This is a genomic window from Novosphingobium sp. MMS21-SN21R, assembly GCF_031846015.1.
Lineage (GTDB): Bacteria > Pseudomonadota > Alphaproteobacteria > Sphingomonadales > Sphingomonadaceae > Novosphingobium.
In genome coordinates this window covers 3,027,706-3,049,367 of the sequence record NZ_JAVRDU010000001.1, presented here as the reverse complement: position 1 = coordinate 3,049,367, position 21,662 = coordinate 3,027,706, and the positions used below count along the sequence as shown (strand labels likewise).

Sequence of the window (21,662 nt, the reverse complement as noted above, 5' to 3'; positions counted from 1 at the left end):
AGGCCTTGGGACCGATGACCGTCACCCGCTTCGCCCCCAGCCCGAATGGGCCGCTCCATCTGGGGCACGCTTTTTCCGCCATCGTCGCCCATGATCGCGCCAGCGCCGACGGCGGTGAATTCCTGCTGCGGATCGAGGATATTGACGGCGCCCGCTCACGCGCCGAGCTTGCCGACGACTTTCGCGCCGACCTTGCATGGCTGGGCCTCACCTACCGCGAGGTGACGCCGCAATCGCAGCGCATCCCCACCTATCATGCTGCCGCTGATACATTGCGTGATATGGGTTTGCTGTACCCTTGCACCTGCACCCGCGCAGAGGTGGCGGCTGCTGCGGTTGCTTCGGGCCCAGACGGCCCGATCTATCCCGGCACGTGCCTGCGGCGAGGACCTCAACCGGGCGTAGACGCAGCATGGCGTCTGGACATGAAAAATGCGATACGACTTGCAGGGGCGCTCGAATGGACCGATGAGCGGCGCGGGGTGCAGACAGCACAGCCGGAGCTGTTCGGCGATGTGGTGCTGTGGCGCAAGGACGCGCCCGCCAGCTATCATCTGGCTGCCACGCTCGACGATGCGGCTGACGGCGTCACTCATGTCACGCGCGGCATGGACCTGTTCCTGTCGACGCATATCCACCGTTTGCTCCAGCATCTGCTCGGCTTGCCAGTTCCGGTGTGGCACCATCATCCGGTGTTGACCGGCCCGGACGGACGCAAGCTGGCGAAGCGGCGCGACGCGCCTGCGCTGGCCGAACGTCGCCGCGCCGGTGAGGACGGACAAGCACTGGCGGCCGATCTGCGCGCTGCCCTATTTGCCACTGGCATTTCGCTGTCCGACACCATAAATCAGCAGTCATGATGTATGTTCTGATCCCGGTGATTGTCGTCCTCGTCATCATGACGGTGGTATCGCTCGTGCGCGGGATCATCGCATTTCTGCAAAGCACGGAGATGGATCTCAACCGCGATCCGGCAGCGGGTGCCAGCGCAAACCAGTTGCTGCAGAACAAGATGATGTTCAACCGCATCAAGTTTCAGGGCATGGCCATTCTCGCGGTGGTCATCCTGATGGCCGTCGCGCGCTGATTTCAGCGCCCGCCCAATGGTAAAGCTCAACAAGATCTACACGCGCACAGGCGACGATGGCACCACCGGGCTTGTCGACGGTTCGCGCCGGGTAAAGTTCGACGCGCGGATGCAGGCTATCGGCGATGTGGACGAGGCCAACAGCACCATCGGCCTGGCAGCCGTTGCTGCGTCGGACGAGACCGCACGCAACCTCCAGCGAATCCAGAACGATCTGTTCGATCTCGGCGCTGACCTCGCCACGCCGGGCGACGATTTTACGCCATCGGAAATGGTGCTGCGCGTCGTCGCCTCGCAAGTGGACTGGCTCGAAGGCGCGATCGATGCGCTGAACGAAGGCCTGCCGCCGCTCACCAGCTTCATTCTGCCGGGCGGGTCCGAGACGGCGGCGCGCATACATGTCGCGCGTGCAACGGTGCGCCGTGCAGAACGCAGCGCGGTCGAATTGGACAACGCCGAAGCGGTCAACCCGCAAGTGCTGGCTTACCTCAACCGCCTGTCGGACTACCTGTTCGTCCTTGCCCGGGCGACCAATGCCGGAAGCGATCCGCTGTGGGTTCCGGGGGCCTCGCGCTAGGGTCAGGTGGACTTGCGGCTTTACGCTCGCTAACCAGCCCGCATTTGTATGCACAGCGGGGAATTTCGGCATGATCAGAACGGTTGCAGTCATCGGTGCGGGCCAGATGGGTTCGGGCATTGCGCAGGTTTCGGCGCAAGCGGGCATGAAAGTCCTGCTCGGCGATGTTTCGATCGAATTGGCCGACAAGGCCCGCGACAAGATCGCCAAGGGCCTCGCCAAGCTGGTCGAAAAGGGCAAGGTCGATGCAGCGCTGGCCGCCTCGACGGTGGCCAACCTCCACAGCTTTTCCGATCACGCGGCCCTTGCCGAAGCTGATCTGGTGATCGAAGCCGCGACCGAGCGCGAGGACATCAAGCACAAGATCTTCGAATCGGCCGGTAAGCATCTGGCGGCGCACGCGGTCATGGCATCGAACACCTCGTCGATCCCGATCACGCGCATGGCGGTGTCCTCGCCCGATCCCGAGCGTTTCATCGGCATCCACTTCTTCAATCCGGTGCCGCTGATGAAGCTGGTCGAGGTCATCCCCGGCCTTGCCACCTCGGCTGCCACGGTCGATCTGGTGCGCGGCTATGTGTCGAACATCGGCAAGGAAATCGTGCTTTCGCAGGATGAACCCGGCTTCATCGTCAACCGCATTTTCGTGCCGTTCATCAACGAGGCAGCGTTCGTGCTGGGCAGCGGTACGGGTTCGGTCGTCGATATCGACAAGGGCGTGAAGCTGGGTCTGAACCACCCGATGGGGCCGCTGGAACTGGCCGACTTCATCGGGCTGGACACCCTGCTCGAGATCATGAAGATCTACCTCTCGTCGACCGGCGATCCCAAGTACCGCCCGGCGCCGCTTCTGCAGAAGTATGTCGAGGCGGGCTGGCTGGGCCGCAAGTCGGGCCGTGGCTTCTACGATTATTCGGGTGAAACGCCGGTGCCCACCCGCTGACATCGGCACGCTGATTCTGGCGCTCAACCGGAACAGAGCGGCCATCAGGGCGTAGTCTTCCCACAAGGAGACACGCCGTGATGGACCGTGACACTACTGCCCCCGAAAACGTCAATTCCGAACAGGAAGACGGTGACACCCAGGCCCAGACCATGGCCGAGGAGGCCATTGCCCGCGCCACCAGCGTGCTCGGCGAACAAGGTGAGACTGAACGCGTGCACGGCGGCGATGATGATTCAGGCGACGCGCAGGATCTTGTCGACCACATGAATCAGATGGTCAGCAGCGGCGTGATCGACATGAGCGCCTATCGCGGCGAACGCAGCGATGACGACGAAGAGGGCATGTACGGTGAAGGTGGCGTCGAGGACTGAGACACCCGGCTGATTCAGCCAGGTTGACGGTCCTGTTGCACGGCGGAAGCGGCGTCTGGGCTTAGCGCGCTGTCTTCGGCCGGTTCCGCGTCGATGTCGGGTTCGCCAAAGGCGGGTTCTTCGTCCGGCACCATCTCGCGAACTTCGACCATTTCGCCGTTGCGCTCCACATGGCCGAGCAATTTGCCCTGACCGGGTTCTGGCGGGGAACTGTCTTCGCCAAACTGGGACACTGCCGGCTGAATTTCGGAGGCGACAGCCGTGGCGAGGGCTTCGGTCTGGCCTTCGCCGCGCAAGTTGGCGGCGACCAGCGCGGCGCAGACCAGCACGCTTGCGGCAAACAAAAGCATTGCGAGCTGGCTTCGTGGCATGGGTGCGCTCAAGTCGTCAGTCCCTTTGGCGACATTCTCGGCAGGACAATGCCGCCTATCGGTTAAGATTCGGCCAAGACGGAGGACATGGTCTTGCCTTGGCGCAGCATCAAAGGCACCCGGACGCCATGGCCACCATCGCACTGCTCGTCCTGTCGAACCTGTTCATGACAACCGCGTGGTATTGGCACATACGAGGCGGACCGCAGGCAATCGAGGCACGGCCCGTGATTGCAGTCATTGCGATCAGCTGGGGCATCGCGCTGTTCGAATATTGCCTTGCCGTGCCCGCCAACCGCATCGGCTCGCTCAACGGCTGGAGCGCTGGGCAGCTCAAAGTTGCGCAGGAAGCGATTGCGTTGGTCATTTTCGGGCTGTTCATGGTGCTGGTGTTGAAGGAGCCGCTGCACTGGCGGCACTTTGCGGCCTTCGCCTGCATCATGGCAGCCGTCGGCTTCCTGTTCTCGGGAAAATAGCCGGTCAGTCCGCCTTGGTATCCTTGGCCCAAGGATCGACATGGGCCTTCGCCGCCTTCTCCGCCGGATGCTCCTCAGGGCTTGGCACAACCGAGTAGGCAAAGACCAGCATCGAGAGCGCCCACCACACCGCCTTCCAGCGGCTGGCAAAAACGGAAGTGAGGCGCGGTCCGAACATGAGCGAGAGCATTGCACCAATTCGTTAGCCGGTGGTTACCACTAAGCGCCCGCGCTAGGGGCGGGCGCTAGGGACGGTAACCCAGCGGGCCAATACGGAGGCGCATGTGGCGGCACTCCCGCGCACGAGCGGGTCATGGCCACAAAAACCCTGTCGTTCGCCGCCGCGCTGATGCTTGTCATGCCCGGCATGTCCTCCGCCAATCCGCCCGCCGATCCCGAGCGCGCCCGCTTCGAAGCCTGCGGATCGGCGCAGCGGATAACCTGCGTCGTCGATGGCGATACCTTCTGGTACGCAGGCGCCAAGATCCGCATCGCCGACATCAACACGCCTGAAACTTCGCGTGCCGCTTGTCCCGAGGAAGCCGCGCTGGGTGATCGGGCAAAGCGGCGACTGGCGCAGATGCTGAGTGAAGGACCGTTCACGCTCGAAGTGCGCGGGCGAGAGACCGACCGCTACGGCCGCGCGCTGCGTGTGGTCACGCGGGCCGGGCAAAGCCTCGGCGCAACGCTGGAAGCCGAAGGCCTTGCCGAGCACTGGAAGGGGCGGCGCGGCAACTGGTGCAAGGCTGCGGCCTGAGCTATCTTCCCGTTCAGGACGAAGGGGAGAGCGTCATGCTGTTTCGGATTTTTTTGGTTGGTGTCTGGGCTGCGCTGGTCGCGTTTACCGTCGTGGTTGCCGCGAACCATGGGCTGAACCTCTTTCCGGTCTTCTTCGGCGATATGGCGAAAGGCGCATGGCCCGGCCAGTTCAACGCTGATTTTACCTCACTTCTCGCCTTGTCGGGATTGTGGTGTGCCTGGCGCGGAAAGTGGTCGCCTGCTGCCATCGCGCACGGACTGATCACCTTTGTCGGTGGCGGCGTAGTCCTGTTCGCAACGCTGTTCGTGCTGCACCGCCGTCACGGTGGCGACATGCGCAAGGTGCTGCTGGGCGCGCAGGCCTGATCGGTCAGGCGGCGCGTAAACCCGTGACCGCACGCGCGCCGCGATCGGTGGCAGAGAGGCCGTCGAACACCGCGTCGATGATCCGCGCGAGCTTGTCCTCACTCAGGCGCTCCATGAACATGATCGTGGTGTTGAGCGCGCAATAGGGCGCGACCATCTGGTTCACCAGGCTGATCGTCTCGTCCACGCCAAGCCCTGCAAAAGCCCCGTCGCTCATAGCTTCGCCGATAATCTCGCCCAGGTAGTGGTCGGCCAGGTCGATGTAGCTGCGGACCTGTTCGAAATACTCGTTGCCGATCTCGATGTTGGACTGGAGCCTGACCGGATCGGCCTCCCATTTGCGCCGCAGGGCCACGAAGCGGCGGGCGAAGAACTCGTAAAGTTTGCGCCGGGGCGGCAGATCGCTGCCCAGCACCTCCTCCATGATGTCCACCATCGGCATGAACCAATGGTCGGCCAATGCCTCCATCAGCGCTTCGCGCGTGTCGAAATAGCGCGAGAGGTTGGTCTGCGAGATGCCCGCCCGCGCCGCCAGTTCGGAAAAGGTAATGCCGCCGCCGCCGCGTTCCTCGGCAATGGCCTGCGCCGCCTCGATAATGCGGGCGCGCACCGGATCATTTTCGCTGCGGATTGGGGCCATGGCGCGCGGGGTTCCTGCCTGAGGGTATTTTTCCCCATTGTAGGGATGCGGCGCACGCCAGACAACGTCTGTTGCTCATGCCTGCGTGAGATCACGCCTTCTAGCTGCAATGCAGATGCGCTAAGGCGCGGGCCAACCGGTTGCACACGTTACGAAAAGGTCGCCCATCAATGCGCTTGTCCGCCCGCCTGATCCTGGCTCTCGGCCTTTCCGGAGCGCTGGCCGCCTGCGCCGGACCGATGGCCAGTCGCGACAGCGGGCCGGTCGAAGTGGGCATTGTCGGCATCAACGATTTCCACGGCAGCCTTGAACCGCCCCGGCAGGCGGTCAACGTGGCAGACGGCAAGGGCGGCGTGATCCCGGTGCCCGCAGGCGGCGCGGCGTGGCTCGCCTCGGCCATCGATTCCATCCGCGCAGCCCACCCGCAATCGCTGACCGTCTCGGCGGGCGACATGATCAGCGCCTCGCAACTGGCGTCCTCGCTCTATCTCGACGAACCCGCCATCGGGGTGATGAACCGCATCGGCGTCGACTTTAACGCGGTGGGCAATCACGAATTCGACCGCGGGCAGGACGAACTGCTGCGGATGCAGAACGGCGGCTGCGCCAGGTTCACGGCCAAGCAGCCCTGCGCGCTGGAGCCATTCACCGGGGCCAAATTCCGCTACCTGTCAGCGAGCACGGTCAAGGCAGACGGCACGACGCTGTTCCCCGCCACCGGCCTGCGCACTTTCGGCAAAGGGCGGCGCGCGGTGACCGTGGGCGTGATCGGGCTGACGCTGAAAGGCACGCCCAATCTCGTCAACCCGACCGGCATCGCGGGCCTGACTTTCGCGGACGAGGCCGACACGATCAACGCCGCCGTGCCCAAGCTGAAAGAGCAAGGCGCGGACGCCATCGTCGTGCTGATCCACGAGGGCGGGCGCACCAAGGGCGAGCCGGACCCGCAAGGTTGCACCGATTTCGCCGGAGACATCCGCCCGATCCTCGACCGGCTCGATACCCGCGTCGATGTGGTCGTCTCGGGCCACACCCACTGGGCCTATGTCTGCGATTACGCAGCGCTCAATCCGGCAAAGCCGTTCCTGCTGACCAGCGCGGGCGTCTATGGCGAACTGGTCACCGACATCACGCTGAAGATCGATCCACTGGTCGGCCGCGTCGTTTCCAAGGCGGCGAAGAACGTGATCGTGCAGTCGGTGCCCTACACCTCGTCACGCGGGCCGCTGGCCAACACGCCGCTGTTCCCGCAGTTCCAGCCCCGGCCTGACGTTGCCGGCTACGTCGCGAAATACGTCGAAGCGTCAAAGCAATACACCCAGCGCCCCATCGGCAAGATCGACCGCGCTGCCCCCAAGAACGAAGGCGCGGAAGGCGGCGCGGGCGGCCCCTTGGGCAACCTCATCGCTGACGCGCAACTCGGCGCCACGCGCGACAAGGGCGCGCAGATCGCCTTCATGAACCCCTTCGGCATCCGCGCCCCGCTGGTCCCCACCGCCGACGGCACGCTGACCTTCGGCGACATCTACTTGTGCCAGCCCTTCGGCAACAACGTGGTGACCGAGACGATGACCGGCGCGCAGATCAAGGCCGCGCTGGAAGAGGGGCTGGACGACACCGGCCCCAAGCAGGTGCTGGCCCCCTCGACAGGCTTCGCGTTCACCTACGATCCGGCGCGGCCATCGGGCGACCGGATCGTCTCGATCACGCTGGACGGCCAGCCGCTGGACATGGCGAAGGGCTACCGCGTGACGGTGAACGGCTTCCTCGGCCTCGGCGGCGATGGCTTCTCGGGCTTCACCGGCAAGCCTGAGACGGTGACCGGCCCGACTGACATCGATGCACTGGAAAGCTGGATCAGTGTGGTGCCGGTGCGAAGCGTGCCGCAGGAGATGCGGGCCGCGCGGGTCGGCTAAACCCCACAACAAATTAACAAAACCCGTTCGTCCTGAGCCTGTCGAAGGACCCGCGCGATTTTGGGTCTTGATACCTTCGACGCATACTCTGGCCGCAACTTGAGCGTTTGCGCTGACTTCGTCCGCACGGACGTTACCGCGCGTCCTTCGACAAGCTCAGGACGAACGGGGGAGGGAAGGTAACTACCCCCGCTTCGGCCACCACGGCACAAACCCCGAAGTCCGCTCCACGTATGCCTTATACCCCGGCCGTCGCTCCTCCATGCCCTTTTCCAGCAGAGGTTTGCCCGACCACTTCGTCAGCGTGAAGGTCAGGAACACAGGCCCCACCACGCTTGCCAGCGCGACCCACAGTCCAGCCTCGGCGGCGGCCAGCCAGATGCCCCACCAGACGCAGGCATCGCCGAAGTAGTTGGGGTGGCGGGTGTAGTGCCACAGGCCAGTGCTGAGGACTTTGCCCTTGTTGGCGGGATCGGCGCGGAAGGCGTTCAATTGCGCATCGCTCACCGCCTCGAACGTGATGCCGAGCAGCCACAGCGCCGCGCCCGCAAACGCCAGAGCGCCCAGCGGCGCAGGCGTTGAACTCGCCAGCACGCCCATCTGCGCGGGCAGGCAGGTGATGAACAGCAGCAGCGCTTGCGGGGCGAATACGAACTTGAGCGCTGCGGAACCGAAGCGCCCCTCCGCCCGCGCCTTGCCGAGCATCTTCGCATAACGCGGGTCTTCACCATGCGCGCGCCAGCGGGTGTAGAGGTGCCACGCCAGCCGCGCTGCCCAGATCGCGGCCATGGCGGCGATCAGGCTCGCCCGCGCGCCCGCGCCGCCCGGAACGTGCAGCCACGATGTGAGCGCCAGCACGCCCATGCCGCCGCCCCAGACCGCGTCGATGAAGCTGACATCGCCGATCTTTACCGAAACCCGCCACAACACCAGCATTCCCGCCGCAAGAATGGCGACGTTGATCATCAGGGCGAGCAGCAGGGTGTCAGGCATCCGCATTCTCCGGCAGGCTCGTGAGGCCCCGCGCCGGGTGGCGGGGGGTAACCGTGCGATAGACGTCGAAGATCTTTGCCATGTCGGCCTCATAGTCGCCAGATGGCCAGATGGCCGGGCCGAGGCCGCCAGTCTTCGTGCCATAGTCCATCATGCCGACGACCAGCGGCACGCCCGCTTTCAGCGCGATGTGATAGAACCCGCTGCGCCATTGCCCCACTTTGCCGCGCGTCCCCTCGGGCGCGATGGTCAGCATGAAGCGGTCGCGCCGCGCGAATTCAGCCACCATCGCATCGACCACGTTCGCCCTTGCCGAGCGCACCACCGGCACCCCGCCCATATCGCGCATGAACCGGCCCATCGGCCAGCGGAACAGACTGTCCTTGGCCATGAAGTGCGGCATGATCCCAAGATCCTCGGTCAGCCCGATGAAATAGAGGAAATCCCAGTTGGACGTGTGCGGCGCGGCAATGATCACGCAGCGGCCATCGGCAGGCGGCGTGCCTTGCGCCTTCCACCCGCGCGCGCGGTACAGCGTAACCAGCGCCCCCCGCACGATGCGCGATAACAGGCTGGGCCTGCGATCCTCTATTGCCATTGCGTTCTCCCCCGGCGGGAGATTAGCGCGCGCTCCGGGCGCTGTCTAACAAACTCCCCTCCCCCGCATCCGGCCACGCCGCCATGCGCGGGGTTGCTCGGCGCAGGAACAGGCTGGGCAGTTTCACCAGCATCAAGGACTTGTGAATCCAGTAGTCCGCCCAGCGTTCGCGCCACATCGCCTTGGCCGGGCCTTGCCGGTCGAGCCAGCCCGCGTAGGGCATCCAGTGGTCCGGCTCATCCTTCTCGACCACCTCGAAAATACGCTTCATCGCCTTGTCGGAACGGACATGGCTATTGGTCAGCAGCACTTCAACTTGCCGCATTCCGCGCTGTTCGGTCAGCATGATCACGCGGCACAGCCGCTCGAACGCTTCAGGGCTGGCGATCACACCCTGCGTATCTAGATCGTCGATAGAGCAGCCGAACACTTTTTCGATGAAACGGTCGATGTGGCCGCACGTGGTGTCGACGCTGAGCGGCATACGTCCCTGCAGTTCGAACCAGCGCTTGAACATGACGTAGTGTTTGCGCTCGTCCCCGCGGTGCTTCTCGATTGCGGCGATAAAGGATGGATCATCGGGGCAGCGCACGCGCACCGCATCGATCACGCGGTCGAGTGACGTATAACCGCGATGCTCGTTATAGATGTAGATCGATGCGAGCACATCGAGGAACCGGGCGCGGAAACGCTGGAAAAGTTTTGACACAAACTGTCATCGCTCGAAGCGCCGTTTCGTTCCGCAATGTCCTTCGGGCTTGCCAAGGCGCGCGCGGGGCATAAGGACGGCGCAAGACATCAGGGACGCGAACTGCACCATGGCCATCTTCACCAAAAACCCCAAGTTCGACTGGATTTTCCGGTGCGGCCTCAAGGGCTTATGCCCGCGCTGCGGAAAGGCTTCGATGTTTGGTGGCTGGCTGAAGCTGCAGAAAACCTGCCCGGAATGCGCGCTGAACTATGATTTCGCCAATGCCGACGATGGCCCTGCGTTCTTCGCCCTGTGCATCACCGCCTTCCCGCTGACGTTCTTCGTCGTTTGGCTCGAAGTCGCCTATTCGCCGCCATGGTGGGTCCATGTGATCACCTCGGTCCCCATCCTCGGCCTCGGCTGTCTCGCTACGCTACGCCCGTTCAAGGGCTGGCTCGTCGCCTCGCAATACGTGAACAACGCGATGGAAGCGGGCACGGAAGGCCTGTGGGCCAAGCTCAACGCGCGGGAGAAGGGTGAGGGCGAAGGGGGCGTCTAGCCCTCTCCCCTGCGGGGGAGAGAGCAGGGTTACGGCCTGCACATCACCCCACCCGGTAGTCCGCCACGATCTCCCCGCACTCCGCCAGTTCCGCCTCGTGCCCAACCTCGCGCCAGCTTTCCGCGAGCGCCTCGGCTTCCCATTCCAGCATCGCCGGGTGGGCCAGCACTTGATCCACCCACGCTTGCCCCGCTCCCATGTCCAGCCCATAAGTGCGGATGCGGAAGGCGACCGGGGCGTAGAAGGCATCGAGTGCGGTGAACTCCGCCCCCGCCAGCCACGGCCCGCCGAAACGCGCCAGGCCCTCCTCGAAGATCTCGCGCACGCGCCCCACATCGCGCAGCAGCGCCGCGCTCATCGGGCGGGGCTTTACCCGCACGCCGACATTCATCGTGCAATCATTGCGCAGTGCCGAAAAGCCGCCGTGCATTTCGGTGACGGCGCACATGGCAAAGGCGCGGGCACTTTCGTCCTGCGGCCAGACGCCTGCGTGGCGCTCGGCAAGGTAGAGCGCGATGCCCAGCGAATCCCACACCGTGCGCGCGCCATCGATCAGCACCGGCACTTGCCCGGTGGGCGAGAAGGCGCGGAACTCGTCGTAGTTGGCCGGTTTGGTGAACGGTTCGATCCGGTCGTCAAATGCGATCCCGAGCGCTTTCATCAGCACCCACGGGCGCAGCGACCAGCTGGAGTAGTTCCGGTTTGCGGTGATCAATGTGTAAGTCATGGGACGCAAACCTAACGCCCCATGACCAAATCACAACCTGCGGATCACTTCGCCAGTTCGGCCTCGATCGCGGCCACCAGCGCGGGATCGTCCGGCGTAACGCCCGGCGCAAAGCGCGCGGCGACGGTGCCGTCGCGCGCAATCAGGAACTTCTCGAAGTTCCACAGCACTTCGGGGTCCTGCGTTGGCGTCATGCCATAGCCCTTGAGCTTTTCGCGGAACTCCTCGGCCGGGCCTTGCTTGGCCGGCAGAGCTTCTGTCAGCGCGGCATAGAGCGGCTGCTTGGCCGGGCCGCTGACATCGCCCTTGGCGAACAGCGGGAACGACACGCCATAGTTGAGCTTGCAGAACTCGGTGATTTCCTCAGCCGTGCCGGGCTCCTGCGCGCCGAAATCGTTGGCGGGGAAGCCGAGCACTTCAAGGCCGTCGGCGGCCTTGGCCTTGAACAGCGCCTCGAGCCCTTCGTACTGCGGGGTCAGCCCGCACTTGGAGGCGACATTGACCACCAGCAGGACCTTGCCCGCATGATTGGCAAGGCTGTCCGCGCTGCCATCGAGGCGGGCGAGGGGAATGGAGGCGAGGTCGGTGCTCATCGGGCGTTCTCCTGAAATCAATCGACGTAATGCGCGGTCGTCTTCGCGCGAACTTCCTCTGCGCTGACGCCGGGCGCAAGCTCGATCAGCTTGAACGGCGAACTGTGATCCGCGCGGGCGAACACCGCAAGGTCGGTCACGATCATGTCGACCACGCCCACGCCGGTCAGCGGCAGGGTGCAGGCGGGGATGAACTTGGGGCTGCCGTCCTTGGCGACGTGTTCCATCACCACGATGATCTTCTTGACGCCCGCGACGAGGTCCATCGCACCGCCCATGCCCTTGATCATCTTGCCGGGCACCATCCAGTTAGCGATGTCGCCGTTTTCGGCCACTTCCATCGCGCCCAGCACGGTCAGGTCGATCTTGCCGCCACGGATCATGGCGAAGCTTTGCGCGCTGTCGAAATAGGCCGACTGCGGCAGCTCGCTGATGGTCTGCTTGCCCGCATTGATCAGGTCGGCGTCTTCTTCGCCCGCATAAGGGAACGGCCCGATGCCGAGCATCCCGTTCTCCGATTGCAGCGTCACCGTCATGCCTTCGGGCACGTGGTTCGCCACGAGCGTGGGGATGCCGATGCCGAGGTTCACATAGAACCCGTCCTGCAGTTCCTGCGCGGCGCGCGCTGCCATCTGGTCGCGGCTCCAGCCTGCTTTCAGCCCGTCATGCGTGGTCATGGATTGTGTGTCTTCCTGCTGAACTTAACGGATAGGGGGCGGCACGAGGAACCAGCCGGCCCCGACATGCTGCTCCAGCGCCAGCGCAACCGGCCCATCCGGATTGCGCAGATAATCGAACACTTCGTCAAAATCGCCCTTGCGGTCACCCGCGATGGCCAGCACGCACCAGTCCTCGGCGGCGCGATTGAGGATCTGCTGCTTGCGCGTTTCACCCTGGCGGAGCAGCAGCGTGCGGTCGATCCCCAGCGGGTCCAGCCCGGTCGCCTTGAGGATCGTGCCAAGATCGGCTGATGCGGCCTCTGGCAACGCGGCGATCCACACCACCGCCACGCCCGTGCCGCGTATTGTGCGCAGATGATCGGCCAGGCCTGGCGCGGGCGAGGGCGGATCGGTCAGATCGAACGGCTTTTCGCCCAGGTCCAGATCGATCAGAAGCGCGCGCCGCTGGTCGCTGCAGACTTCGGTGCGGGGCAGTGCGGCCAGGCTGCGCTGCTCCAGCAGGGCGGACTGCACCGGCTTGCCAGAAGGCGCGCCGCCAGCGGCCATGACCCACGCGCTCATGGCGGCAAAGCCGTCGTCATCGCCGGTTTGCGGTGCTTCCGCTGCCGGAGCCGGCTCTTCTGCATCCGCAGGCGCGACGATCGCGGGCGGCAGCACCGCATCGCTACCCACAGTCACCACCGGCTTGACCGACTTCCGGCCCTTGCGCTCCTTGCCGATATCGGAGGTGCGCTTGGCCACAGCGCCGCTTGCTGCAATCGGCACCAGCGCTGCCGCCACGCAGCCGCCAAGCGGCAACGCAGCCAGCGCCAGCACCGCCGCAGAAGGCAGCGCGCGGTGAATCACGCCGCTTCGCGCTCGCGCACGGTGCGGAACTCGATCTTCTTGTCATAGGGCGCGCCCACGATCAGGCGGTGCACATAGACGCCCGGAAGGTGGATGCTGTCGGGATCGAGGCTGCCCACCGGCACGATCTCTTCGACCTCGACGACGCAGACCTTGCCAGCGGTTGCGGCAGGCACGTTGAAGTTGCGCGCGGTCTTGCGGAACACGACGTTGCCAGTCTCGTCCGCCTTCCATGCCTTCACCAACGCGAGGTCGGACACGATGCCGCGTTCGAGGACATATTCCTGTCCGTCGAAAACCTTGGTTTCCTTGCCCTCGGCCACCAGCGTGCCGACGCCGGTCTTGGTGTAGAAGCCGGGGATTCCTGCGCCACCGGCGCGCATGCGCTCGGCCAGCGTGCCTTGCGGGCAGAATTCGACTTCGAGTTCACCCGAAAGATACTGGCGTTCGAATTCCTTGTTCTCGCCCACGTAGGACGCGATCATCTTCTTTACCTGCCGCGTGCGCAGCAGCTTGCCGATGCCCTCGTTGTCGATGCCTGCATTGTTAGAGGCGAAGGTCAGGTCCTTCACGCCGCTGTCGCGCACCGCATCGAGCAGGCGCTCGGGCACGCCGCACAAGCCGAAGCCGCCACAGGTAATCAGCAGACCATCGCGCAGCAAACCGTCAAGCGCGGTTGCGGCATCGGCATAAAGCTTCTTCGACATCGGGAAATCTCTCCTGCGTTCAGGCGGGCCGATAGCACGGACAATGAATTGAAAAGAGCGATTGTTTTTTATCTGATTCGATAAGACTTACTGATCGAATGAAGCGCATCGCCATCTATCACCTCGAAACCCTGTTGTGGATCGCGCGCCTTGGCACCTTTCGTGCGGCGGCAGAGCGTCTGAACACAACGCAGCCTGCCATATCCGCGCGCGTCCGCGAAATCGAGGAGCAGCTTGGCATCGCCATCTTCCGGAGGGAAGGGCGAAATATGGTGCTGACCGCGCGCGGGCGGCGGCTGGTCAAGGAATGCGAACCATTGTGGGCAGGCTTCGAAAAGGCCCTGCTCACCGCCTCGGGCTTCGAAGGCGCGACCGGCACCGTGCGTATCGGCAGCGGCGAGATCGCGGCGGCATCATGCCTGCCGGGCTTCGTCCACGCGGTAGAGCGCGACCTGCCCGGCGTAACGCTGGAGATCGAACTCGACCTCACCGCGCGCATGTTGACGCAGGTCCTGGGCGGCACCATCGACATGGCGCTGCTCGCAGGCCCTGTCGCCAGCCCCGGCATCCGCACGGCAGAGATCGGCTCGGTCGGGCTGGTCTGGGTGGCGAGCCGCGCCACTGCCGAGGCGGGCGGCTTCGCGCAAAGCCTGCCGGTCTGGTCGATCCCCAGCCACTCGCCGCTGCACGGGGTCATGCTGGAAACGCTCGCGCTTAACGCGCTTACCCCGCGCTCGATCAGCACCTGCAACAACGTGCGCACCCTGATCGAGATCATCGGTGGCGGCGGCGGCGCGGCAGTCCTGCCTGAACCGATGGTGCGCGCGCTGCTGGAATGCGGCACCCTCGCTGAGATACTCCCCCGCCCCACCCGCACGATCCGCTTCGAAGCCGCGATCCGCGCCACGGAGAGCGACCCGGTGGTGCTGGAACTGTTCCGCCGCGCAGGTGAATTGCGGATGGATGGATCGTAAAATCCTCCCTGTTTTGCCGCAGGCCAAACGGGGAGGGGGAGCGCCAGCGTAGCTGGTGGTGGAGGGGCAGCAACCCCTCCGTCAGTCCCCTGCGGCGACTGCCACCTCCCCGTTTGCGCTACGCGAAAACAGGGAGGATTTCGCGGGGCAACCCCGCCCAACACACCCAAATCCGTTCGTCCTGAGCCTGTCGAAGGACGCGCGCCAACCCCCCGAAACGGGCGGAACCCCGACACCCCAATGTCCCGCGTTACCGAGAGGTCACAATCACCCAGCCCAACGCCTGCGCGCATCCTTCGACAGGCTCAGGACGAACGGGGTTTTTGCTTTGAGCTATGGCAGGCTTCGGCGCAGCTCTTTAGAGCAGGAATGTGTTGGAGGGGCAGACTTAGCCCTCTCGCCTTCAGAGTAGCGTCAAATGTCCGCAATGGCGTCGACTTCAGCCAGTCCATTCCCGGCGGAAATCCACCCCTAAAACCCACCCCCCAGCACCGCCGCCAATTCCGCCAGCGCCTGCTCGCCACTCGTCACCTTGATCGCCCGCATCCCCAGCGCCGCCGCTGGCTTGCAGTTGATCCCGAGGTCGTCGAGATAGACGCAGTCCTCCGCCATCAGTCCCAACGCCTCGCACATCATCAGGTAAATGCGCGGATCGGGCTTGCGCACCCCGGCCTTGCTGCTCTCGATCACATGCTCGAACCGCGCGAAGATCTGCTCCAGTTCGTCGCGTCCATCGGAACTGCGGGCCATGCCTGCGCCGTGGCCGGAGGGGACGTTGTTGGTGATGCAGCCCAGCCGGTAGCCCTTCGCCTTCAGCCTATCGAGCGCCGCAACCATCGCCGGGCGCACCGCGCCTGCCAGCACCGCCAGCACCGACGCGCCGTCCAGTTCATGCCCCAGGGCCCGCGCCTCGGCTGCAAACCGGCGGTCGAATTCCGCAGCACCGATCTCGGCACGTTCGAACAGCGCCCAGGCGTTGGTATCACCATTCACCGTATTCACTTGCCGCACGAAATTCTGCGGCAACCCGCGCGCCGCCTCCAGCCGGTTGAACGCCTCGAACGGCGACGAGGTAATTACCCCGCCGAAATCGAATATCACCGCCGAATAGGTCATCCGTCCTCCTGAACCCGCGCTGCCCGCCTTAACCCAACACCCACACTCGGCAACCCTCTCAAAATTGCGTGCGAATTGACGCAGGTCATGGTGAGGCGCACCATGCCGGGTGACGGTGGGGGATCACACGACAGGAGGATCCCCATGCGCTCCATTCTTTGCCCGGTCGACACATCCGAAACCCAAGGTGACCGCGTCGAAAGCGCGCTCGCGCTGGCCCGCGCCACCGGCGGCCACGTCACCTTCCAGATCGCCACGCCTTTTGCGCAGATGGCGGTGTGGGAGCCATTCGGCGGTGCCGCCATCTCCGCCACAGCGATCAGCGAAGCGCGCGAGTTGGACGAGAAGCTTGCGCGCGAGCTTGATGCGCGCCTCGGCCCGCAGGACGTGCCCTTCGATGTGACAATCGACGATCAGGGCCGGGTCGAAGCCGCCGCCGCAGCGGCACGTTTCGCCGATGTGCTGGTGGCGACGCTGGGGGACCCCGCGCTTGAGGAGATGGTGCTGGGCGTCCGCGCCCCGGTGCTCGCTGTGCCGCGCGGGCTTCCCAAGCTCACGTTCGATACCCCCGTGCTGGTCGCATGGGACGGCGGCCATGAATCGGCCAACGCCCTGCGCGCCGCGCTGCCGCTGCTGAGGCTGGCAGGCGCGGTTCACCTGCTGACCGTGCGCGAAAAGGACGGTACGTTCCCGGCCTCGGACGCCGCCTGCTACCTCTCGCGCCACGGCATCCACGCCGAAGTGCACGAGAAGGAGCGCAACGGCTCGATCACGTTCACTATCGAGGAATGCGCACGCGAAGTGGGCGCGGGCCTGATCGTGATGGGCCTGTTCGGCCACAGCCGCTTGCGCGAGCTGCTGATGGGCGGGGTATCGCGCGAAATGCTCGACCGGTCGCAGATCCCACTGCTGCTGGCGCATTGAGGCTTGGCTAATGCGCGCCAGCGCGGGACAGGGGCGGGATGAAAGTTCCTGCAATCCTGCCCGCATTGGCGCTTCTCGCCGCCTGTTCACCCGCACCAGAGGCCGTGCCATCTGGTGAGGCGAGCGAGAGCGCACTGCCGACGCCCGCCGCCAGTGCCACGCTGGTGGAGGAACGCCGCGCGCCGCCGATCCTAGCGCCGGTGCCGACGAAGTTTACCGCCGTGGGGACCGAGCCGTTCTGGTCGGCCAGTGTTGAGGGCGCGCGGCTTTCCTATTCCACGCCGGACGTGCCAGACGGCGCAGCCGTTGCCGTCACCCGCAAGGATGCGGGCGCTGGCGTGACGTATGCGGGCACCATCGACGGCAAGCCCATCGAACTGGAAGTGCGCCGCGAAACATGCTCCGACGGGATGAGCGACACGGTCTATCCGTTCGCAGTAGTCCGCCGGATAGGCCCCGACACCCAGCGCGGTTGCGCGCGATAATATCCATATCGGCGGCTTCGCAAGCGCAACATGGTGATTCGCAACCCGCCACTACAATCCATTGCGAATGGTAATTGGCCGTTTCGTTTCGGTTGAAACAACTATGAAATGCTGACATTACCGAAGTTTAAGCCGCAAATTGCAAAAACTGCAACATGAATTGTTCATTTCGCACTTGCACAAAATCCATGAGTAAAGCATACAGATGCTGCCTTTCAGGCATCCTCTCCCAAAACTTTCCGGCCTGGCAGGCAACTGCCGGGCCATTTTTTTGCCCTGATGATTCGGGTATTTGCGGGCTTCGCGGCGCTCCGGTGAAATGTCGGCGGACCTCTCTGCGCAACCATCCCCCCGCTCCCGCGTTTGAAATCCTGCCGCCGGGTTCCCACATCGGTTCCAGACGGCTGATCAAGGGGATTTCAACTCATGGCAGATGCGGCAACCGAAGCCCGGACTGATGCGCGAACCTTGCGCCTTCAAGTCGCTGGCGCGCGGCAGGAAGAAAGCGGGCACGGCATCGCGCGTATCAGCCGCCACCTGATGGCGCAGCTGGGCGTGACCGAGGGCGATGTGATCGAGATCGTCGGCAAGCGCTCGACCGCTGCCCGCGTGATCCAGCCCTATCCCGAGGACGAGGGCCTTGAACTGATTCGCCTCGACGGGCTTCAGCGCGCCAATGCCGATGTGGCGTCGGGCGAGCATGTCGAAGTGCGCAAGATCGATTCGCGCCCCGCCCAGCGCGTTGTCTTTGCGCCCGCGCAGAAGGACTTGCGCCTGCAAGGCCCTGCGCTCGCGCTCAAGCGCAACTTTGCCGGGCGTCCGCTGGTGATGGGCGACCTTGTCGCCACGGCGGGCCAGCAGCAGGTCAGCCGCGACGACATGCCGCCGCAATTGCGCCAGATGCTCAACGCACCGGCCTTTGCTCTCACGCAGATCCGCCTGACGGTAGTGTCCACCGTGCCGAAGGGCGTGGTGCATATCGACGAGAACACCGAAGTCGAACTGCGCCCCGAATACGAGGAACCGCGTTCATCCCGTGCCGACGTCAATTATGACGACGTCGGCGGCATGGGCGATACCATCCGCCAGCTGCGCGAGATGGTCGAACTGCCCTTGCGCTATCCCGAGTTGTTCACCCGCCTCGGCGTCGATCCACCCAAGGGCGTGCTGCTGCACGGGCCTCCGGGCACCGGCAAGACCCGGCTGGCGCGCGCCGTGGCGAATGAGAGCGACGCCTCGTTCTTCACCATCAACGGCCCGGAAATCATGGGCTCGGCCTATGGCGAGAGCGAAAAGCGCCTGCGCGAAGTGTTCGAGGAGGCGACCAAGGCCGCGCCGTCGATCATCTTCATCGACGAGATCGATTCGATCGCGCCCAAGCGTAGCGAAGTCCACGGCGAGGCGGAGAAGCGCCTCGTCGCCCAGTTGCTGACGCTGATGGACGGGCTGCATTCGCGCACCAACCTTGTCGTGATCGCCGCGACCAATCGCCCCGATGCCATCGACGAGGCGCTGCGCCGTCCGGGCCGGTTCGACCGCGAGATCGTCGTCGGCGTGCCGGATGAATCGGGCCGCCGCGAGATCCTCGGCATCCATACCCGCGGCATGCCGCTGGCCGAAGATGTCGATCTGCAGGAACTCGCCCGCACCACTCACGGCTTTGTCGGGGCAGACCTTGCCGCGCTGACCCGCGAGGCGGCGATCGACGCGGTGCGCCGGATCATGCCCCTGCTCGATTTCGAGCAGCAGACGGTTCCGCAGGACGTGCTCGACAACCTTCGCGTCGAACGCGAGGACTTCCTGCAGGCATTGAAGCGCGTCCAGCCATCGGCGATGCGCGAAGTCATGGTGCAGGCGCCGACCATCGGCTGGTCCGATATCGGCGGGCTGGACGATGCGCAGGAGAAGTTGCGCGAAGGCGTCGAACTGCCGCTCAAGAACCCCGAGGCCTTCCACCGTCTTGGTATCCGTCCGGCCAAGGGCTTCCTGCTCTATGGCCCGCCCGGAACAGGCAAGACCCTGCTCGCCAAAGCCGTGGCCAAGGAGGCAGAGGCCAACTTCATCTCGATCAAGTCGTCCGACCTGCTGTCAAAGTGGTTTGGCGAAAGCGAGCAGCAGATTTCGCGGCTGTTCGCTCGCGCCCGCCAGGTAGCGCCCTGCGTGGTGTTCATCGACGAAATCGACAGCCTCGTGCCCGCACGTGGCAGCGGGCAGGGCGAGCCGCAAGTCACGGCCCGGGTGGTCAACACCATCCTTGCCGAGATGGACGGTCTGGAAGAGCTGCAATCGGTGATCGTGATTGGCGCGACCAACCGGCCCAACCTCGTCGACCCGGCGCTGCTCAGGCCGGGCCGGTTCGACGAACTGGTCTATGTCGGCACGCCCAGCCCCCAAGGCCGCGCGCATATCCTGCGCATCCACACCAAGGCGATGCCGTTGGCCGACGATGTCGATCTGGACCGCGTTGCCGCCGAGACCGACCGGTTCACCGGGGCCGATCTCGAAGACGTCGTGCGCCGCGCTGGCCTCAACGCCATCCGGCGTGCGGGCGGCGATGTCCAGTCCGTCACCAATGCCGATTTCATCGAAGCACTGGCCGATTCGCGCGCCACGGTCACGCCGCAGATGGAAGAGGAATATGGCCGGATGAAGGGCGAACTGAAGAAGCGCGCGATGGAGCCCGGCCCGCTCGGCTTCATCGTTCCCGGCATGGTTCAGCCAACGCGCGAATCGAAGCACTGATCGCTGAACGGACGGGGGCGCTCAGGCGCCCTCGTCCATCAGCGGGAAGGTCATTTCCACCACGATCCCGCTCTCGCCGAAGCGGCGCTCGATCGTCCCGTCGAGTTGCCGTTCGGACGAGCGGATCAGGGCCGAGCCGAAGCCCTCGCGTCCCGGTTCCGGGGCCGAGGTAGCCACGCCATGCTCTTCCCACACCACGCGCGCCTGCCCACCTGCATGGCTCCACGTCACCCGCAGCAAACCGCCCGCCTGCGACCACGCACCGTATTTCACCGCGTTGGTCACCAGTTCGTGCAGCACCAGCCCGAGCGGTACGGCATGCTTCCCCGGCAGGACCATCGTGCCGCCGGTCAATTCGCAGCGCTCGCTGCTCGACTTGTAAGGCGCGATCACTTTGCCGATGAGGTCGGCGAAATCGACCGTCTGGTCCTGCCCGGTGCCTTGCGTCACCTCATGCGCTGTCACCAGGGCGTGAATGCGCTTGGCGATGCGGTCGACAGCGGGGGCCGCAGCCGTGTCGCCCCGCGCACTCATCTTCACGATGGCCAGAATCACCGCGAACAGGTTCTTGACCCGGTGGTTCAGCTCCTTGGCGAGCAGATCGGCGCGGTCGCGGGCTTCGGCAATGGCAGCGGCACCTTCTGCCAGCGCCTCGGCCTCGGCCTTGCGGATCGCCTGCCACAGGCCCAGCGCCAGCGCACAGACGATCACCACGAACAGCGCCGCAAGCGAAGGCAGAATGCGCGATTCGGCCACTGCCGCGCGCTCGACCGCCTCGTCCAGCTTGACCCGTTCGATGTCCTCCAGTCGCGCCACCGCGCGGCGCAGGCCCTGCATGGCGAGCTGCCCTTCATCCGACAGCACGCGCGCATGGGCATCGGGAATGCGCCGCTGCGCGACAAGGTCGATCACGTCGGACATTTCGGCCCACTTGGCATCGCCCAGCCGTCCGATTTCGGCCAGCAGGCGCGATTGTTCGATGGGCAGGTCGCTGCCCATCTGCTCGCGCAGCCGGGCCAGGTCCGCCGTATATTGGGCTGCACCCTCGCGGTAAGGCGCCAGGTAGCGCGTATCGCTGGTGATGAAGTAGCCGCGCTGCCCGGTCTCCCCGCTCATCGTCGCGCGCACGATTTCGTCCAGCGAGGCAAGGATGCCGCTGGTGCGCGCGGCCTGCTCGCGCTGGGTGCGCTCGGCCTCCACAGTAGCGAGAATCAGCGCGAACGTGCCGAGCAGGGCCAAAGCCACCACGGCAAACAGTGCCAGCGTGGGAATGCGCGGGGCGCGTTGCCACCAGCGCAAACCGGATTCGCCCGCCCCTGCTGTCGCCCCTGCTCTCGTGGGTGTAGTCATGGCGCGTGCCTAACCCTTCTGTGCAGGCGGGGCAACGCATTGAAACGTCTCGCGCTTCGGTCACAGGGTTGACGCAAGGTGGCCCTTCGCCTATCGGCCAGCACCTGATTCCGGCACGTCGCGCTTGCGGCGATGGATGCCTGTTCACGATATTTAACGAGAAGAGCA

27 protein-coding genes are annotated in these 21,662 nt (G+C 64.8%); 14 read left to right on the top strand and 13 right to left on the bottom strand.

Annotated elements, in window-relative coordinates:
- Positions 1-14 precede the first annotated feature (14 nt).
- The 5 genes from gluQRS to RM192_RS14790 all read left to right on the top strand — a co-directional run bounded on the left by gluQRS (position 15) and on the right by RM192_RS14790 (position 2,981).
- On the top strand, positions 15-860 hold the full coding sequence (gluQRS, locus tag RM192_RS14810; protein ID WP_311508328.1) for a tRNA glutamyl-Q(34) synthetase GluQRS: 846 nt from the start codon (positions 15-17) through the stop codon (positions 858-860).
- Complete coding sequence (locus RM192_RS14805) at positions 857-1,087, top strand: HIG1 domain-containing protein (RefSeq protein ID WP_311508327.1); 231 nt, start codon at positions 857-859, stop codon at positions 1,085-1,087. The genes gluQRS and RM192_RS14805 overlap by 4 nt, the downstream gene beginning before the upstream one ends.
- A 16-nt stretch (positions 1,088-1,103) precedes the next feature.
- On the top strand, positions 1,104-1,664 hold the full coding sequence (locus tag RM192_RS14800; RefSeq protein ID WP_311508326.1) for a cob(I)yrinic acid a,c-diamide adenosyltransferase: 561 nt from the start codon (positions 1,104-1,106) through the stop codon (positions 1,662-1,664).
- A 70-nt stretch (positions 1,665-1,734) separates the two neighbouring features.
- Positions 1,735-2,607, top strand: a complete 873-nt coding sequence (locus RM192_RS14795) for a 3-hydroxyacyl-CoA dehydrogenase NAD-binding domain-containing protein (protein WP_311508325.1) — start codon at positions 1,735-1,737, stop codon at positions 2,605-2,607.
- Between the two features lie 80 nt (positions 2,608-2,687).
- Positions 2,688-2,981, top strand: a complete 294-nt coding sequence (locus RM192_RS14790; protein ID WP_311508324.1) for a hypothetical protein — start codon at positions 2,688-2,690, stop codon at positions 2,979-2,981.
- Positions 2,982-2,995: 14 nt separating this feature from the next.
- Here the strand turns inward: RM192_RS14790 and RM192_RS14785 are convergent, their stop codons facing one another.
- Entirely contained in the window at positions 2,996-3,331 is a 336-nt protein-coding gene (locus RM192_RS14785; protein ID WP_311508323.1) for a hypothetical protein, read from the bottom strand.
- Between the two features lie 149 nt (positions 3,332-3,480).
- Between RM192_RS14785 and RM192_RS14780 the strand changes: the two genes are divergently transcribed.
- Positions 3,481-3,828: a DMT family protein gene (locus RM192_RS14780; RefSeq protein WP_311508322.1), complete on the top strand. Its 348-nt coding sequence runs from the start codon at positions 3,481-3,483 to the stop codon at positions 3,826-3,828.
- Between the two features lie 4 nt (positions 3,829-3,832).
- Here the strand turns inward: RM192_RS14780 and RM192_RS14775 are convergent, their stop codons facing one another.
- A complete protein-coding gene (locus RM192_RS14775; protein ID WP_311508321.1) occupies positions 3,833-4,018 on the bottom strand; it encodes a hypothetical protein in 186 nt (61 codons plus the stop codon).
- A gap of 123 nt (positions 4,019-4,141) precedes the next feature.
- Here RM192_RS14775 and RM192_RS14770 point away from each other — a divergent pair, with 123 nt between their 5' ends.
- Both RM192_RS14770 and RM192_RS14765 read left to right on the top strand, forming a co-directional pair.
- Entirely contained in the window at positions 4,142-4,585 is a 444-nt protein-coding gene (locus tag RM192_RS14770; RefSeq protein WP_311508320.1) for a thermonuclease family protein, read from the top strand.
- A 35-nt stretch (positions 4,586-4,620) separates the two neighbouring features.
- Positions 4,621-4,953, top strand: coding sequence for a hypothetical protein (locus RM192_RS14765; protein ID WP_311508319.1), 333 nt, complete (start codon positions 4,621-4,623; stop codon positions 4,951-4,953).
- A 4-nt stretch (positions 4,954-4,957) separates the two neighbouring features.
- Here RM192_RS14765 and RM192_RS14760 read toward each other — a convergent pair whose 3' ends face one another.
- Positions 4,958-5,593 (bottom strand): TetR/AcrR family transcriptional regulator, encoded by a 636-nt coding sequence (locus tag RM192_RS14760; RefSeq protein WP_311508318.1) that lies wholly within the window; start codon positions 5,591-5,593, stop codon positions 4,958-4,960.
- Between the two features lie 170 nt (positions 5,594-5,763).
- On the opposite strand from RM192_RS14760, the gene RM192_RS14755 reads away from it, so the two are divergent.
- Positions 5,764-7,509 (top strand): bifunctional metallophosphatase/5'-nucleotidase, encoded by a 1,746-nt coding sequence (locus RM192_RS14755; protein WP_311508317.1) that lies wholly within the window; start codon positions 5,764-5,766, stop codon positions 7,507-7,509.
- A gap of 183 nt (positions 7,510-7,692) precedes the next feature.
- Here RM192_RS14755 and RM192_RS14750 read toward each other — a convergent pair whose 3' ends face one another.
- The 3 genes from RM192_RS14750 to RM192_RS14740 are packed head-to-tail and all read right to left on the bottom strand — an operon-like array spanning position 7,693 to position 9,809.
- Positions 7,693-8,502: a DUF1295 domain-containing protein gene (locus tag RM192_RS14750; protein WP_311508316.1), complete on the bottom strand. Its 810-nt coding sequence runs from the start codon at positions 8,500-8,502 to the stop codon at positions 7,693-7,695.
- Positions 8,495-9,100, bottom strand: a complete 606-nt coding sequence (locus RM192_RS14745) for a lysophospholipid acyltransferase family protein (RefSeq protein ID WP_311508315.1) — start codon at positions 9,098-9,100, stop codon at positions 8,495-8,497. The genes RM192_RS14750 and RM192_RS14745 overlap by 8 nt, the downstream gene beginning before the upstream one ends.
- A 22-nt stretch (positions 9,101-9,122) precedes the next feature.
- A complete protein-coding gene (locus RM192_RS14740; protein ID WP_311508314.1) occupies positions 9,123-9,809 on the bottom strand; it encodes a ferritin-like domain-containing protein in 687 nt (228 codons plus the stop codon).
- Between the two features lie 109 nt (positions 9,810-9,918).
- On the opposite strand from RM192_RS14740, the gene RM192_RS14735 reads away from it, so the two are divergent.
- A complete protein-coding gene (locus RM192_RS14735) occupies positions 9,919-10,350 on the top strand; it encodes a DUF983 domain-containing protein (protein WP_311508313.1) in 432 nt (143 codons plus the stop codon).
- A gap of 43 nt (positions 10,351-10,393) precedes the next feature.
- On the opposite strand, the gene RM192_RS14730 is transcribed toward RM192_RS14735, so the two are convergent.
- The 5 genes from RM192_RS14730 to RM192_RS14710 are packed head-to-tail and all read right to left on the bottom strand — an operon-like array spanning position 10,394 to position 13,903.
- The gene (locus RM192_RS14730) at positions 10,394-11,077 is read right to left on the bottom strand and encodes a glutathione S-transferase family protein (protein ID WP_311508312.1); all 684 of its coding nucleotides are present in this window, start codon (positions 11,075-11,077) and stop codon (positions 10,394-10,396) included.
- A gap of 44 nt (positions 11,078-11,121) precedes the next feature.
- A complete protein-coding gene (locus RM192_RS14725; RefSeq protein WP_311508311.1) occupies positions 11,122-11,670 on the bottom strand; it encodes a glutathione peroxidase in 549 nt (182 codons plus the stop codon).
- A gap of 17 nt (positions 11,671-11,687) precedes the next feature.
- Positions 11,688-12,347, bottom strand: a complete 660-nt coding sequence (locus RM192_RS14720; RefSeq protein ID WP_311508310.1) for a CoA transferase subunit B — start codon at positions 12,345-12,347, stop codon at positions 11,688-11,690.
- A 24-nt stretch (positions 12,348-12,371) separates the two neighbouring features.
- Entirely contained in the window at positions 12,372-13,196 is an 825-nt protein-coding gene (locus RM192_RS14715) for a hypothetical protein (protein ID WP_311508309.1), read from the bottom strand.
- Positions 13,193-13,903 (bottom strand): CoA transferase subunit A, encoded by a 711-nt coding sequence (locus tag RM192_RS14710; RefSeq protein ID WP_311508308.1) that lies wholly within the window; start codon positions 13,901-13,903, stop codon positions 13,193-13,195. The genes RM192_RS14715 and RM192_RS14710 overlap by 4 nt, the downstream gene beginning before the upstream one ends.
- Positions 13,904-14,001: 98 nt before the next feature.
- Here RM192_RS14710 and RM192_RS14705 point away from each other — a divergent pair, with 98 nt between their 5' ends.
- Positions 14,002-14,877 carry a LysR family transcriptional regulator gene (locus RM192_RS14705; protein ID WP_311508307.1) on the top strand — a complete coding sequence of 292 codons (876 nt, stop codon included), beginning with the start codon at positions 14,002-14,004 and terminating at the stop codon, positions 14,875-14,877.
- Positions 14,878-15,348: 471 nt separating this feature from the next.
- On the opposite strand, the gene RM192_RS14700 is transcribed toward RM192_RS14705, so the two are convergent.
- Complete coding sequence (locus RM192_RS14700) at positions 15,349-15,993, bottom strand: HAD-IA family hydrolase (RefSeq protein WP_311508306.1); 645 nt, start codon at positions 15,991-15,993, stop codon at positions 15,349-15,351.
- Positions 15,994-16,137: 144 nt separating this feature from the next.
- Between RM192_RS14700 and RM192_RS14695 the strand changes: the two genes are divergently transcribed.
- The 3 genes from RM192_RS14695 (at position 16,138) to RM192_RS14685 (ending at position 20,144) form a co-directional block, all read left to right on the top strand.
- Entirely contained in the window at positions 16,138-16,917 is a 780-nt protein-coding gene (locus tag RM192_RS14695; RefSeq protein WP_311508305.1) for a universal stress protein, read from the top strand.
- A 38-nt stretch (positions 16,918-16,955) separates the two neighbouring features.
- Complete coding sequence (locus tag RM192_RS14690; RefSeq protein WP_311508304.1) at positions 16,956-17,402, top strand: hypothetical protein; 447 nt, start codon at positions 16,956-16,958, stop codon at positions 17,400-17,402.
- A 426-nt stretch (positions 17,403-17,828) separates the two neighbouring features.
- Complete coding sequence (locus RM192_RS14685) at positions 17,829-20,144, top strand: CDC48 family AAA ATPase (RefSeq protein WP_311508303.1); 2,316 nt, start codon at positions 17,829-17,831, stop codon at positions 20,142-20,144.
- 21 nt (positions 20,145-20,165) lie between these two features.
- Here RM192_RS14685 and RM192_RS14680 read toward each other — a convergent pair whose 3' ends face one another.
- A complete protein-coding gene (locus tag RM192_RS14680; RefSeq protein ID WP_311508302.1) occupies positions 20,166-21,494 on the bottom strand; it encodes a CHASE3 domain-containing protein in 1,329 nt (442 codons plus the stop codon).
- Between the last annotated feature and the right edge of the window lie 168 nt (positions 21,495-21,662).

Bases quoted from the DNA above. Each gene is read 5' to 3' on its own strand.
- RM192_RS14720 (WP_311508310.1), bottom strand. From the start codon at position 12,347: ATGACCACGCATGACGGGCTGAAAGCAGGCTGGAGCCGCGACCAGATG.
- RM192_RS14805 (WP_311508327.1), top strand. From the start codon at position 857: ATGATGTATGTTCTGATCCCGGTGATTGTCGTCCTCGTCATCATGACG.
- RM192_RS14690 (WP_311508304.1), top strand. From the start codon at position 16,956: ATGAAAGTTCCTGCAATCCTGCCCGCATTGGCGCTTCTCGCCGCCTGT.
- RM192_RS14705 (WP_311508307.1), top strand. From the start codon at position 14,002: ATGAAGCGCATCGCCATCTATCACCTCGAAACCCTGTTGTGGATCGCG.
- RM192_RS14765 (WP_311508319.1), top strand. From the start codon at position 4,621: ATGCTGTTTCGGATTTTTTTGGTTGGTGTCTGGGCTGCGCTGGTCGCG.
- RM192_RS14770 (WP_311508320.1), top strand. From the start codon at position 4,142: ATGGCCACAAAAACCCTGTCGTTCGCCGCCGCGCTGATGCTTGTCATG.
- RM192_RS14680 (WP_311508302.1), bottom strand. From the start codon at position 21,494: ATGACTACACCCACGAGAGCAGGGGCGACAGCAGGGGCGGGCGAATCC.
- RM192_RS14745 (WP_311508315.1), bottom strand. From the start codon at position 9,100: ATGGCAATAGAGGATCGCAGGCCCAGCCTGTTATCGCGCATCGTGCGG.
- RM192_RS14730 (WP_311508312.1), bottom strand. From the start codon at position 11,077: ATGACTTACACATTGATCACCGCAAACCGGAACTACTCCAGCTGGTCG.
- RM192_RS14785 (WP_311508323.1), bottom strand. From the start codon at position 3,331: ATGCTTTTGTTTGCCGCAAGCGTGCTGGTCTGCGCCGCGCTGGTCGCC.
- RM192_RS14790 (WP_311508324.1), top strand. From the start codon at position 2,688: ATGGACCGTGACACTACTGCCCCCGAAAACGTCAATTCCGAACAGGAA.
- RM192_RS14725 (WP_311508311.1), bottom strand. From the start codon at position 11,670: ATGAGCACCGACCTCGCCTCCATTCCCCTCGCCCGCCTCGATGGCAGC.
- RM192_RS14795 (WP_311508325.1), top strand. From the start codon at position 1,735: ATGATCAGAACGGTTGCAGTCATCGGTGCGGGCCAGATGGGTTCGGGC.
- RM192_RS14780 (WP_311508322.1), top strand. From the start codon at position 3,481: ATGGCCACCATCGCACTGCTCGTCCTGTCGAACCTGTTCATGACAACC.
- RM192_RS14750 (WP_311508316.1), bottom strand. From the start codon at position 8,502: ATGCCTGACACCCTGCTGCTCGCCCTGATGATCAACGTCGCCATTCTT.
- RM192_RS14710 (WP_311508308.1), bottom strand. From the start codon at position 13,903: ATGTCGAAGAAGCTTTATGCCGATGCCGCAACCGCGCTTGACGGTTTG.
- RM192_RS14700 (WP_311508306.1), bottom strand. From the start codon at position 15,993: ATGACCTATTCGGCGGTGATATTCGATTTCGGCGGGGTAATTACCTCG.
- RM192_RS14685 (WP_311508303.1), top strand. From the start codon at position 17,829: ATGGCAGATGCGGCAACCGAAGCCCGGACTGATGCGCGAACCTTGCGC.
- RM192_RS14695 (WP_311508305.1), top strand. From the start codon at position 16,138: ATGCGCTCCATTCTTTGCCCGGTCGACACATCCGAAACCCAAGGTGAC.
- RM192_RS14735 (WP_311508313.1), top strand. From the start codon at position 9,919: ATGGCCATCTTCACCAAAAACCCCAAGTTCGACTGGATTTTCCGGTGC.
- RM192_RS14755 (WP_311508317.1), top strand. From the start codon at position 5,764: ATGCGCTTGTCCGCCCGCCTGATCCTGGCTCTCGGCCTTTCCGGAGCG.
- gluQRS (WP_311508328.1), top strand. From the start codon at position 15: ATGACCGTCACCCGCTTCGCCCCCAGCCCGAATGGGCCGCTCCATCTG.
- RM192_RS14800 (WP_311508326.1), top strand. From the start codon at position 1,104: ATGGTAAAGCTCAACAAGATCTACACGCGCACAGGCGACGATGGCACC.
- RM192_RS14760 (WP_311508318.1), bottom strand. From the start codon at position 5,593: ATGGCCCCAATCCGCAGCGAAAATGATCCGGTGCGCGCCCGCATTATC.
- RM192_RS14775 (WP_311508321.1), bottom strand. From the start codon at position 4,018: ATGCTCTCGCTCATGTTCGGACCGCGCCTCACTTCCGTTTTTGCCAGC.